Annotated in this window: 10 protein-coding genes; all 10 read right to left on the reverse strand. The window is 27.3% G+C overall.

The window, feature by feature from the left end; genetic code table 11:
- Positions 1-7: 7 nt before the first annotated feature.
- Positions 8-1,336, reverse strand: coding sequence for an AMP-binding protein (locus tag WG951_RS04310; protein WP_105048967.1), 1,329 nt, complete (start codon positions 1,334-1,336; stop codon positions 8-10).
- Positions 1,333-2,346: a glycosyltransferase family 4 protein gene (locus WG951_RS04315; protein WP_105048968.1), complete on the reverse strand. Its 1,014-nt coding sequence runs from the start codon at positions 2,344-2,346 to the stop codon at positions 1,333-1,335. The genes WG951_RS04310 and WG951_RS04315 overlap by 4 nt, the downstream gene beginning before the upstream one ends.
- Positions 2,336-3,679: an O-antigen ligase family protein gene (locus WG951_RS04320; RefSeq protein WP_105048969.1), complete on the reverse strand. Its 1,344-nt coding sequence runs from the start codon at positions 3,677-3,679 to the stop codon at positions 2,336-2,338. The genes WG951_RS04315 and WG951_RS04320 overlap by 11 nt, the downstream gene beginning before the upstream one ends.
- A 1-nt stretch (position 3,680) precedes the next feature.
- Positions 3,681-4,757, reverse strand: a complete 1,077-nt coding sequence (locus WG951_RS04325; RefSeq protein ID WP_105048970.1) for a glycosyltransferase — start codon at positions 4,755-4,757, stop codon at positions 3,681-3,683.
- A complete protein-coding gene (locus tag WG951_RS04330) occupies positions 4,750-5,877 on the reverse strand; it encodes a glycosyltransferase (RefSeq protein WP_105048971.1) in 1,128 nt (375 codons plus the stop codon). Before WG951_RS04330 ends, WG951_RS04325 begins: the two co-directional genes overlap by 8 nt.
- Positions 5,874-6,872, reverse strand: coding sequence for a glycosyltransferase family 2 protein (locus tag WG951_RS04335; protein WP_105048972.1), 999 nt, complete (start codon positions 6,870-6,872; stop codon positions 5,874-5,876). The genes WG951_RS04330 and WG951_RS04335 overlap by 4 nt, the downstream gene beginning before the upstream one ends.
- Complete coding sequence (locus WG951_RS04340; RefSeq protein ID WP_105048973.1) at positions 6,862-8,256, reverse strand: hypothetical protein; 1,395 nt, start codon at positions 8,254-8,256, stop codon at positions 6,862-6,864. Before WG951_RS04340 ends, WG951_RS04335 begins: the two co-directional genes overlap by 11 nt.
- Before the next feature lie 423 nt (positions 8,257-8,679).
- The gene (asnB, locus tag WG951_RS04345; RefSeq protein ID WP_105048975.1) at positions 8,680-10,383 is read right to left on the reverse strand and encodes an asparagine synthase (glutamine-hydrolyzing); all 1,704 of its coding nucleotides are present in this window, start codon (positions 10,381-10,383) and stop codon (positions 8,680-8,682) included.
- On the reverse strand, positions 10,384-11,331 hold the full coding sequence (locus tag WG951_RS04350) for a hypothetical protein (RefSeq protein WP_105048976.1): 948 nt from the start codon (positions 11,329-11,331) through the stop codon (positions 10,384-10,386).
- Positions 11,332-11,347: 16 nt separating this feature from the next.
- The gene (locus WG951_RS04355) at positions 11,348-12,772 is read right to left on the reverse strand and encodes an MBOAT family O-acyltransferase (protein ID WP_105048977.1); all 1,425 of its coding nucleotides are present in this window, start codon (positions 12,770-12,772) and stop codon (positions 11,348-11,350) included.
- Positions 12,773-12,774 lie beyond the last annotated feature (2 nt).

Here is a 12,774-nt window from a genome sequence, read left to right on the forward strand (position 1 = left end):
TTCTATTCTATTTTTTTAAAAGCTTAGACTCTACTATTTGTGGTTTTCCTGATTTTGCAGCAGCAATAAAATCTACTTCTTTATAAAAAATTTTAAACTCATTATCTAAAATATATTTTTGTAATTCTTTTGTAACACGTAATAAAACATCTTTATTAAATCCTTTATCTTTAATATATTCAATAAGTATTTCACCTTGTTTTTCTTGAATTACTTTAAATTGTTTTATTTCTGTAACATACTCAAAAATTCCGGTAAAAGAATGTACGGTAAGCTTTTTATTATCAGACAAAAGAACAACATCTGTATCTCTACCAATAATTTTTTCTAAAAGAGGATAATTAAATTCTCTATTCTTCGGATATTTTTCTTTAGGTAGTTTCATAGCTAAATCTCCAATTTTATAACGAATTAATGGCATCGAATACCCATCTAATCTTGTAACAACTACATGCCCTAATTCTCCGTCTGGTAATGGTTTATTATTATCATCTAAAATTTCTAAATACACATGTGGAGACATAATGTACTTATATTCTAAATCTTTTTGCGCCGCTATTAGAAAACCTTCATTACAACCATAAGTATCATATACTTTGGTTTTAAAAGCATTTTCTATATTTTTTTTATAGTGATTAAACATTTTATCACCAAAACTAATGGCAGCCTTAAAATGTACCTTGTAATTGTGTGCTAAAGCATATTCTGCAATAATATTAAGAGAAGAAGCATAACCTGCTAAATAATAATTTTTAGTATTATGTAACTCTTTAAAGAGGTTTTCTAACTGTGTATCGGTTAATGAAAAAGCGGTTATATACTTTGTTTTAAACAAACCATCTTTTATCGATTTTAAAAGACCTCTGTTGGGAGACATTCCGGTTTGTACTACAGAACTACCAATTCTATAACCACTCCACTCCCACCAATGAGATAAAATAGCTCTAATAATAGACTGTTCTTTTTTATCCATAAAAACAGTACTTTGTATACCAGAAGAACCACTACTAGAATAAGATATTAAATTAGCTTTATTTACTTTATTAGAAAGTAAACTGTCGGAATTCCCCCTAATATCATCTTTTGTTAAAATAGGGAAACTATTTAACCAACCATAAGGATCTTTCCCTTCTAATTGAATAGAACTGTACTTAGAAACGGTATTTACGGTGTGCTCTAAAATATTTTTTAAATTCTTTTTTTGAAGATTTTCTAATTCAATTTCAGTGAAAGTATCTAACTTTCTCCAATATTTTAATTGTTTTAAATAGGATGATTTATTTATAAAATCTCCAATAGGTAAAAAAATATTTTCAATTAATTTATTATAAATCATTTTAAAATTTTAAACCATTTATACTTTATAATTTCCCAATCGAATGTTTCTGCTTTTTCTCTTGCTTTTTTTGATAATGTAGCGTATTTACCTTCAATAACATCAATAATAGCCTTTGTCATCTGACCTACATTCTCTTTATCTACTAACAAACCATCTACCTTATTATCAATTAAATATGGCATTCCGCCTACATTGGTACTAACAATAGTTAAACCTAAAGCCATCGCTTCAATTACACTTATAGGTGTATTATCAAAATTAGTTGTATTTATAAAAATATCATATTCTTTTGCTTTTTTATGCCAATCTTCTTTTGTTAAAACACCTGTAAACTCAACAGAATCTTCTAAATTATATTTTTGAGCTAAACTTACAGTCTGCTGATATGAACCATCTAAAAACGGACCAACCATACATAAAGTAGCTTCTGGATACTCTTTTTTTAACTCTAAAAGTACCTTAATTGCTAAGGTAGGATTGTACAGATGTTTAAAAGATCTTACCCATAATAATTTAGGTTTTATGTTAGTTCTTTCTACATACAGATAATCACTTAAAGGAATCGTATTAGCTATAAACTCTGAATTAAAGTTTTCTTTTTTAAATGCTGTTTTTAAATAATTTGAAGGAGCTACATTTTTATAAGCGTTACTAAAAATAGTTTTTGATAATACTGGATTATTAAGTAGTCTTTTTGGTAAATCTCCTCCTCTTAAAATAGGAATATATTTTAAAGAGAAAAACTTACATATTAAAGCTATTATATAAGCATAATAAAAATTTAGTGTGCTAAATGTATCTATTAATACAAAGTCTACCTTATTTCTTAATAATATAGTCTTATACATCATATCTAACAACCTAATTAATTTATTGGGTTTGTTAGATACTACTGTTAATTGAAAACGTTCTTTTTCTAAAAGTTCTGAAAGAATAGCTATAGAAGTTTTATATTTAGATTTTTTTGAAAGATTATTACCTATATAAAGAATTCTTTTATTTGTCATCTATTAAACCGTTTTCTATGTGTGTAATTCTTATCAAACTTAAAGCATAAATAAAACCAGGTAAGGCTACTCGCATTGCTGAGTGATTTATCGTTAAAAACCACATTAAATAAAATGTAATGATAAATGCTTTTTGCAGGTTATTGCTCTTAAAAAAATTAATGAGAGGCATAATTAACAGCAAAAGTAATAGTACAAAACCAATTAAACCATGCTCTTCCACCAACCTACCTACCTCATTATGAGACGCTGCCGTAATTCTTTGATTAGATTTCATTCGTTCATATTTACCATTACCAACACCAATTCCCAAAGGGTGCTCAAAGAAACTTGTAAATTGAAAAAATAATAGATCTCCTCTACCTGTAGTTATATCTTCCTTTTGTTTTCCTGCAGCATTTTTACCTGTATATCTATTATCTAACATACCCCCTGTAATATTTGAAGTATAAACCCAAATACCAACAATAAAAAAAACTAGAATTAGCAGGTACTTAAAAATAACTTGCATGCTCATTTTTTTATATAAAATGAAAAAAAATGAAAAAAAGATTAATGCAATAACCGCCGTAAAAATACCTCCTCTAGAAAAAGTTAATAACCCCCTGTATGTAAAATAAATTAGAAAAAAAGCATCTAAATACAGATAACCTGTTAGTTTTTCTTTAGAGAAAATAAAGATGGTTAAAATTACCATACCAAGACCAACGGCTGTAGCAACTTGATTAGGTCCAAAGCCTCCTGTGGTTTCAAACATTGCTGCAGTACCAAACACAATTTCTTTTAAATCTGGAGTTCTAAAAAACAAAAAAGTAACCATTGAAAATAAGGGCAATAACATAAAAAACAAACCGTCCATTAATTTTTGCTTGCTAATAGGTCTTAGGTAAAAATATAATGCAGAAAACCCTAAAACAATAGGTCCACTTAAATTAAAAACAATATTAGTTCTTAAAGATTCTCCTTCTGGCACTTGCGTAAAAACAATACCTAACAATAACAATAAAATATAAAAAAGATAATGAATTGAAAATTTTTGCTTAAACGGTCCCATAAAAATACCTAGTGCTAAAAATAATACAACACCATATTTACCTGTTTCATATAAAAAGAAACCACCAATCATCCGTACAAATATCTCTGCACCTACAATATAAGCAGCAAATAAAAAAGATTCTTCATTTCTATTATTTGTACTTATTATTAAAATAATAGGTACAATAAGACAAACCAACCCAAAAGCTTTAGGAAAAAATGAAAACGTGCCTAAATACCCAAATAGTATATGAATAAATATGAATAATAACTTGTTATTTAATATTTTTTGAATCAAATTATTGTGTATAAATTTTTACTAATTGATTTATAAAACTTTCTTGAGAGTAATTTTTATTTACATTTTTATAATGTTGCCCTCCATAAGCTTTTCTCTTTTCTTCTGAATTAATCAACTCTTCTAAAGCTTTTTCTAATACTAAACTATTTTCACTCTCTACAACAATACCAGATTCACCATTCATTATCACCTTGCTACACTCCCCAACATTTGTAACTACAACAGGTAATTTAGCTAATCCGTATTCTAATAAAGAAATAGGTAACCCCTCTGATTTAGATGATAATACTCCAATTGTAGCTTGTTTAAGTATGTATTCTATATCTAAACATAAGCCATAAAAAAACACGTTTTTATCTAATTCTTTTTCTAAAATAAATTTATTTAATTTCTTAGAATATTTATCTTTAAAATCTTTTCCAATTATGTGTAAAGTCCAATCAGGGTGTTTTTTATGTATTAATTTAAATGCCTTTAAAAGACTTACATGATTCTTTACCTCTCTTAAAGAAGCCAAAATTACAATTCTTTTATTTTCTTTTCCAAATAATTTAGTTGTACTACTTTTATTAATAAATTGTGGAAAATTATCTAATTTTACTGATTTTTTATGTTTTAGTCTTTTTATAGCCCAGGTATTAAGCTCTTCATTTACATTAATAATTGCATCAAAAAAAACACTTATATTTTTAATTATAAAAAATTTAAACCCTTTTAATTTAATATAATTCCCTGTGTGGTTATGCCAAAATATCTTTACTTTTGGGTAGATCAATTTTACGCAAACGGCAAAAAAATAAGATGTTGTATGAGCATGAATAATACCAATATTGTTTTTCTTTAAATACTTCTTAAATCTAATAATTGCAGAAAAATCGATACTTTTTTTTCTTTCTAAAAACAAGAAACCTATATTTTCTTTTAAATTAGTTTTTAAAACTCCCTCTTTTCTTGTTGCACATAAATGAGCATTAATACCTTTATTGCAAAGGGCATTAGCAATATTAACCGCTAACACTTCTGCCCCACCTGCATCTAAAGAATCTATAAGCTGTACAACTCCTATTTTATGCATTTAAAAGTGTTTTTTTAATTTCTGATGAAAACTTTTCTAGAGTATATTCTTGCGACCAATTTTTTGCGTTTAGAGCTTCTTTTTGATACTCATTATAATTACTAATATAATTTTCAACAATAGTAACAATTTCATTTTCACCTACATTACTTTCTACTATTGTTCCTCTAGTACCAAAACCTAACATATTTTCTATACAAGAAACTTTAGATGAAATGGGTAAACATCTCCAAAACATTGCTTCTGCTACTACTTTTGGCCACCCCTCTGATTTTGATATAAAAATTAAAAAATGTGCTTTTTGAAACCCTTTTTTAACAACCTCTTTTGTTTGATTACCATGTAAAATAATATTTTCTTCGAGCTTATGTAACTTTACATAATTTTGAACCTGCATAAACTCCAATCCATTACCATACATATCTAACTGAACGTTTATGTTTTTTGATAAAAGATTTTCTACAACTTTAACACTTAACATCGGTTGTTTCCCTTTTGTAAATGCACCAACAAAGATAAAGTTAATTTTAGATGAAAAACCTTTTTCAGGTATTTCTCTTATTTCATTATTACTATAAGACGCTGTAAAAAAAGGAACTATATTTTTTGATTGGTTTTTCCATTCTCCATATACTAACACCTTACAATTTCTTGTTAAAAAAGTATTTGAAATTATCCATTTTTGAATTCTATAACTTACAGGTTGTTTACTTTTAGGATCCCAATTGCCAGCATATTTTACAGTTTTAGGTGTAAATGGAAAAAGAACCTGTACAAAACAACCTAATAAACCTACATTACCAGGGCATCTTAAATGAATATGATCTGCCCATAAACATGTTTTTGCAATTTGAAACAAAATAAGAGGCATTTTAAATATTGAAAAAAATTTGGTTTTTAATGATAACATATTAAAAGCAGGAATATTTTTTACTGTAATATTATCTGCTTTGTAGGCTACTTCTATTGCAGAAGTTTCATCCCTAGAAACAGGAGCTACAATTCTAGTTTCTGATACATTTTGCAACCAAAGATTCATTTCACGAACGTAAGGTTCATAAGCATAAAACCGTTGATTTTTACTTTTATGCTTCGTATGGGTTATAATTGCAAACTTCATACTTTTAAAGGTTTATTAAAGATTAAACTAACCCATCCCATTTTTCGTCCTAAAGCTTCTGTAAATGCTTCTTTTTTCTTAGCCCCTTTTAAACAATTGGTAAAACGAATTGTCATTAATAACAAAACAATAGCATTCCATTTTAGTCTTGCTTTTAAAGATGGGTTCGGAAATTTTGTTCTCCAAACATACCATCCATTTCTAATTACCATTTTTCCGTAAGCAAACTTATTCGGTCTTCCACCATCTTCATGATAATGATATAAAGTGGCAGATGTATTTACAAACAATTTATATTTTCTAGATACTCTTAAACAATATTCTAAATCTTCATACAAACCATAGCCTTCAAAATATTCCGAGAATTTGATAGTATCTACCACATCCTTTTTAAAAGAAGATACTCCTCCCATAAAATATTCTACATTATATATTTTATTATTTGGAGGTAAGTTACCCACAGAAAATCCATTTGAAAATTCTGGCATTATACAAGGTGGTTTATCAGATAGTAATCCTAGTTGCTTTCGTAAAACATTTCTACTTCCTAAATTTCTAACATATCCATCTATTTCATACTCTTTAAAACTTGGCTTTTCACCTTTCTTTAAAGCCTTCCATTTTACTTCATTTAAAATATAACCTCCTACTCCACCTGCCTCTGGATATGTTTTATAAGTAGCTATTAAATTTTTAAAATAAGGTTCTTCTAAAATAATATCATCATCTAAAAAACAAACAACGTCCATATTTTCTGATACTTTATGTATACCAAAATTACGTTGTTTTGTTAAACCTCTATCCGAATCATCAACTTTAAAATAATTAAGATTTTTAAACTTATTTTCATTTAAAACAATGGTTGTTTTATCATCCGTAGAACCATCAACAATAATAATTTCATTGGGATACAATTCTTGTTTTTCTACAGATTTTAGCAATTTTATAATTGCAACAGAACGCATATATGTACAAATAATTAAGCTAAACTTCATTCTTATTCAATATAAAATTCCACATTCTTTTATTTGTATCTTCAATTGGTAACGTTGTAATTGTTTTTATCCACTGTTCCCTACCTGCTAAGGTTTTAACTGGGTTTTCTAAAGCATCCTTAACTACATTATACACATCTTCTCTTTTATTTATCCAAAAAACAGGGTTTATTTTTTTTATCATATCAAAATGGATAAATCTATAAATTCTTTTAACCGTCCAATTATAGTTACTTTCTACATCATAATTAATGTAACAAGATGGTTTACCTAATAAAGCTGCGTCTAGAGCCATTGTAGACCCCATATTTACAACTAATTCTGAATGAAAAATAGTATTTACTAATAAAACAAGATCACTTTTACTTGGCCCTCCTTTATTCCATAAAAAAGTTTCGCTTCCAAACCATTCTGGTTTTAGCTCTGTTATAAGATTGGGATACTCTGCTAAAACTTCATCAAACCCATCATTTCTATCAATAGGATTCGGACGAAATATAATTCTATAGTTGTCCTCATTACTGTTAAGTTGTAACACTGCTTTACAAAGATCTTGTAAAAAAACAGGATCATTAGGTGAGGTGGTCTTATCGTTTCCAGAGAAAAGAATAAACTTTTTAGCGGTTTCTAAATTAAATTGTGATAAAAAATCAGCTCTTTGTAACAAATAATTTTTATCAAAATAAGGTACAAACTGTGGTGTTCCTGTTATTTTAATATGAGTTGATTCTAAAAAAGGATAATGCGTTAACATTTCTTTTTTCATATAAGAACTCCATACAAAATATTCATCTGCTTTAATTAATTGAACTCCCTTAGGAATATTATCCCAAGAATGGATAAAACAAATGGTTCTTATTCCTAAATCTTTAGCAGCCAACATAGGTGCAACCCCACTACTAGCTCTCTGATGCGTACAAAAAACAACACTAGGTTTGTGTTTTAACAGTTGCGTTTTACAGGCTTTATAATAACTTGTTTTTCTTGTAGCTTTATAAAATGGTTGGTCTAAATATTCAATTCCTTTTTGGGTAGAAAAAACTTTAGCGATTATTGTAATTACTATTTTTTTTAAACGTAATTTAAGATTGTTATTCTTATTAATTCCTATTAAATAAAATAAATAATCCTTATTTTTAAATGTTTTAACGTTAAAAAAAAGCTCTGCTTTGTTTTTTATTTTCTGAATAAAATTTAATTTCCCATCATAATCATACTTGGGTAATTTTACAATTTTATTATCAATATTGTACTGAGCTATATAATCTTGATCTGACCAAAAAGTAATTTTGGCTTTCTCTTGGTTTAAAAAACCCGATAACACAAAGTTTTTAGCGCTATACCCAGATTGTACTAATAAAAAAATATTTTTACCTTCTTGCATTCACTATTGTTTATATATATAAATTTTCTACCTTAAAAGAATTCCGTTTAACAGAAACTTGATAAACGACATCTTTAAATGGGATTAATTTTTGATGAAAAAAAATATTTATTTTTACCAAAGGAATGCTAAATCCCTTTATTTTTTTAATTGAAGAATAAAGAAAGGAAGCTACGTCTTTGCAACAAAAAATGTTTGTTTTTTTAAAAACAATACCATTAAATTGATTACCAACCTTATTTACTCTTCCTAAAACGACTACTTTTTTATAAAACTGATCTTTCATTACGCTCCCTAAAACACTTATAAACAATTATATAATTGCATTTTTTATCTATTTTTAATCTTTGTGGAGGCTTCATTAAAAATCGCTTGCAAGGTAGTTATTCTATCATTTACTAACAAAAGAACCATCAATAAAAATTAACTATTCATTAACAAACTAAAGTTTAACCATTGCCAAATATGAAAACTAGATTGATTATCTCCGTCTACATAATTTTTCCATTCTTGCTTTAAAACTTCGGTATCAAACCAACTAGAAAATTCTGATTTCTCTATTTTTTCTATTTCCTGATCTACAAATGTTTCTAACTCGGTACCCAACCACTCTCTTTGAGGGGTTTGCAATGGTCTTTTAGGTGCATAAGATATAGAATCACTTAAATGTTCTGACACGATATTTCTAAGTAAATATTTTTGAATACCGTTTTTAATTTTATATTCTAAGGGTTGTGCAAATGCATATTCTACCAACCTGTAATCTAAAAAAGGCTCTCTTAATTCTGTACTAGATGCCATTGATACTCTATCATTAAACCTTAAAGCTCTTGGTATTTTTGTATAAAACAAATCTCTATATTGTTTATTTAAAACCTCATCTTTAAAAGGTTTTGGATACTTAGGTTTTTGAGCTAAATCTAGAATTTCTTTAGACAGAACATTTGTTTTAAAAGGAGATTTATTTACTCCTTGAATTATAGAATTATTATTTTGTGTATAATAATCGTAACCCGCCCACTGCTCATCCATTCCTTGACCATCTAACAAAACCAACGTTTTATCTTTTCTTGCTTGCTCAAAAATCTTAGCATAGGCAATTGTTGGTATACCACCATAAGGCTCGTCTTGAAAATACGATACTTTTTTTGATCTCTCACAAACTTCACCAGACAATAATTTTACTTTTTCTAATGGATTTTTTGTTAAAGAAATCATTTCTTCTACCCAAGGTAACTCATCATACCTTTCATCTTCTGTGTAAAAACTATATGCTTTTATAACTTCTTTTTTACGCGGATTCAGTTGGTTTACAAAAGCAAGTAAGGCAGAACTATCTAAACCTCCGCTTACATTAAAACCTACAGAAACATCTGATCTAAATCGTAAAGAAATACTATTGCTTAATAGTGCTGTATATTTCTTCTTTACAATTTTATAAGGTTCTATTTGTTGGTGTTTTTTAATTTCCTCTTCAAAGAAATACCATTTTTTTATTTGTAAATTCCCTTGTTTTAACTCTAAAAAATGTCCGCCTGGTAATTGATTTATTTTATCAAAAAAAGTTTCTTCTGGCATACCATAACTACCATAGGCAAAATAACTTGCCCAAACTTTTTTATTTGGCAGCTTATCAATTCCGGCAGCATGCAGTGCTTTAATTTCTGATGAAAAGTAGAGGGTATTTTCTTTTAAATGATAAAAAAAAGGTTTTACTCCAAAACGATCTCTAGCCGCAAAAAGGGTTTTATTTAAAGTATCCCAAATTGCAAAAGAAAACATACCGTTTAAGCGTTCTAAACATTTTGTACCCCATTTTATGTATGCTGCTAATAATACTTCTGTATCTGAATTGGTGCTAAAATTATAATCTAACTCCTTTTTTAATTCGATATAATTATAAATTTCACCATTAAAAATTATCTGATATCTTTGTGAGGAATCTGTAAATGGTTGATTTGCTTCTTCTGATAAATCTATAATAGACAACCTATTATGACCTAAAAAAACATTATCATTACACCAACTTCCTGTATTATCTGGACCTCTATGTTTTTGAGAATCTAACATTTTAAACAGCAATTCTTTACTCGAAAGATCACCAACTATCCCTGCAATTCCACACATTTATTCTATTTCTTTTTTTAGATTCTCTATTAATTTCTTAGTCCTAATAACTCTTCCTTTACCATTTAAATGATAGCTACTATCATAAAAAAAATCAGACGTATACACATTATCACTAGGTAACCCCATAAACTTAATATTTGTTTCTTTTTTTACAATATTTATATCTTTTAAGAAACCTGTATCAAATTGAGATTTTTCAATTGGGGGAAAAGCAATAATAAACCTTGCTCCTTTTTGAATGCAGAATTCATTCATTTTTTTTATTGCAGTTATAAAATTACCGCTAACTTTCATTCCGTTTAATCCCTGGTAACGTGTTTTATCTTGAGGTTTAATTTTAGAATCATTATTATAAACTAAACTAATATTATCCCCCATATAATTATAAGAAGCTCTATTGTATTGTAAAGAAGTAGCTGTTTTTTTAGCTTTAAAAAGCTTTCTAATAGCACCAATATAAAAATCTATTGAAAGTTTAGTTATTTTATTTCTTAAATTTATTTTTTGTGATGCATTAAAATCTTTCACTATTTTTGGATAATAAAAAAAGGTGGTGTACAAAAAATCGTCTCCGTTTTCATTTCTATAATAAAATTCATATTCAGGAATATATAAAACAATATCATTTTTTGTTATATAATCTTTTGTAAGGTTTAACTGAAAATTACTCCCTAAACTCATTGCTAGACTGGTATTTACAACGGGAATATGAAAGTTTTTCTGAATTAATGCACTGTTAATACCATAAGCAGAACTAGAACCACCACAAATTATAAGTTTTTGGGTGTGTTTTAAAGAATCTAATCTTTCGTATTTATTTTTTATTGCCGCAGGATAATCTTCTTTATGATTAAAATTAAATAATATAGCCCCTCCAATAAGTAATATTATCAGAGAAATAAAAATTACGATTTTAACAATTACCTTAAAAATAAATTTTTTCATCTACTTAAGTTGCCTTTTAAAATTGAAAATAAATAAATGAAGATTTATCATCCGCAGAAATAAAATATAATAGTACAAAAACAAAGAAAACATAAAAAAAGTTTCGATATTTTTTATCAAATACTAAAGGATACTCTTTTTTTCTAGACCACCATTCTATAATAATAAAAATTACGAGTAAAGGTATGGCCTTTTTATGGCGAATTACAGTTGGAAAAAAACTACCAAAATCTACTATTTTTTGAATATAGTGTATAGCATCTGTTATGGTTTCTGACCTAAAAAATATCCATGCAAAAGTTGTTAAGAAAAAAGTAAATAGTATTTGTAAAAGCTCTTTTAAACTTGGTAACAAACTATTTTCTGCAACTTCATTTAAATTATTTCTATTCTTATTACTTAATAGTAAAGGTAAAAAAAACAAAGCATTCAATCCGCCCCAAGCAATAAACGTCCAATTTGCTCCATGCCAAAAACCACTAACTAAAAATATTACAAATACGTTTCTAATTTTTAATTTTAAAGTGCCTCTAGAGCCTCCTAAAGGAATGTATAAATAATCTCTAAACCAAGTACTTAAAGAAATATGCCATCGCCTCCAAAACTCTGCTATATCTCTAGAAAAATACGGATAATTAAAGTTTCTCATTAATTTAAACCCAAATAACCTTGCTGTACCAATAGCAATATCTGAATACCCAGAAAAATCACAATAAATTTGAAAAGCGAAATAAATAGCGCCCATAATTAAAGCTAACCCAGATTCATTTTGGTAATCTGCAAATATTAAATTTACTAAAGTTGCACAAGAATCTGCAATAACCACTTTTTTTACCAATCCCCATAAAATTAATTTCATTCCAGAAACTGCTAAAGAATAATCGAATTCTCTTTTTCTAAAAAATTGAGGTAATAAATTTGTAGCTCTTTCTATTGGTCCTGCAACAAGTTGCGGAAAAAAAGACACAAAACTTGCAAAAGAAATAAAATCTTTTGTAGGTTCTAATTTACCTTTATAAATATCGATGGTATAACTTAATGTTTGAAAAGTATAAAAAGAAACTCCTACTGGTAATATAATATTTAAAGAGCTTACGTGCATTGTTACTCCTAAACTAGACCAAGCTTCTACCCAACTATGAATAAAGAAATTATAATATTTAAAAAAGCCTAACATTCCTAAATTAAAAAGCAAACTACTATATAATAATAATTTTCTTTTTTTAACATTAGCTGTCTTTTTTAACATTAACCCTAATGTATAATCTACTAAAGTGCTTAAAAAAATAAGAGATAAAAATCGCCAATCCCACCATCCATAAAAAACATAACTGGCTACTAAAATTAATATATTTTGAGTTTTTAATTTTTTAAAAACAAACCAATATAAAATAAATACAATAGTTAAAAAGACAAGAAATTCAAACGAATTGAACAACATAA

The sequence above is a fragment of the Polaribacter butkevichii genome, from assembly GCF_038024105.1.
Lineage (GTDB): Bacteria > Bacteroidota > Bacteroidia > Flavobacteriales > Flavobacteriaceae > Polaribacter > Polaribacter butkevichii.

Coding starts and splice junctions, on each gene's coding strand:
- WG951_RS04350 (WP_105048976.1), bottom strand. CDS start 11,331: ATGAAAAAATTTATTTTTAAGGTAATTGTTAAAATCGTAATTTTTATT.
- WG951_RS04330 (WP_105048971.1), bottom strand. CDS start 5,877: ATGAAGTTTGCAATTATAACCCATACGAAGCATAAAAGTAAAAATCAA.
- asnB (WP_105048975.1), bottom strand. CDS start 10,383: ATGTGTGGAATTGCAGGGATAGTTGGTGATCTTTCGAGTAAAGAATTG.
- WG951_RS04310 (WP_105048967.1), bottom strand. CDS start 1,336: ATGATTTATAATAAATTAATTGAAAATATTTTTTTACCTATTGGAGAT.
- WG951_RS04355 (WP_105048977.1), bottom strand. CDS start 12,772: ATGTTGTTCAATTCGTTTGAATTTCTTGTCTTTTTAACTATTGTATTT.
- WG951_RS04340 (WP_105048973.1), bottom strand. CDS start 8,256: ATGCAAGAAGGTAAAAATATTTTTTTATTAGTACAATCTGGGTATAGC.
- WG951_RS04325 (WP_105048970.1), bottom strand. CDS start 4,757: ATGCATAAAATAGGAGTTGTACAGCTTATAGATTCTTTAGATGCAGGT.
- WG951_RS04315 (WP_105048968.1), bottom strand. CDS start 2,346: ATGACAAATAAAAGAATTCTTTATATAGGTAATAATCTTTCAAAAAAA.
- WG951_RS04335 (WP_105048972.1), bottom strand. CDS start 6,872: ATGAAGTTTAGCTTAATTATTTGTACATATATGCGTTCTGTTGCAATT.